At 47.3% G+C, this 281-nt stretch carries 1 rRNA gene; it reads right to left on the reverse strand.

Going from position 1 to position 281, the window contains the following annotated elements:
• Positions 1-63: 63 nt before the first annotated feature.
• Positions 64-180: ribosomal RNA gene (gene rrf / locus BHE89_RS01485) — 5S ribosomal RNA — on the reverse strand.
• Positions 181-281: the final 101 nt, after the last annotated feature.

A 281-nucleotide genomic window follows, 5' to 3' on the forward strand; every position in this document is an offset into this window, starting at 1 on the left:
AAATAGAGAACTCCAGACGCAAAAAAGCCAACCCATTGGGTTGGCTTTCTCGTCTTATTTAATGCCTGGCAGTTCCCTACTCTCACATGGGGAGACCCCCACACTACCATCGGCGCTACAACGTTTCACTTCTGAGTTCGGCATGGGATCAGGTGGGACCGTTGCGCTATGGCCGCCAAGCAAATTCTGTTTTATTACCCGTGCCTCACCTTTTAACGGCTCGTCACCAGTAATTATCAATCTTAAACAAGCTTACTTCATCGTTTTGTCTCTCTGACAAA

This window comes from Shigella sp. FC1967, from assembly GCF_001743005.1.
Classification (GTDB): Bacteria; Pseudomonadota; Gammaproteobacteria; order Enterobacterales; family Enterobacteriaceae; genus Proteus.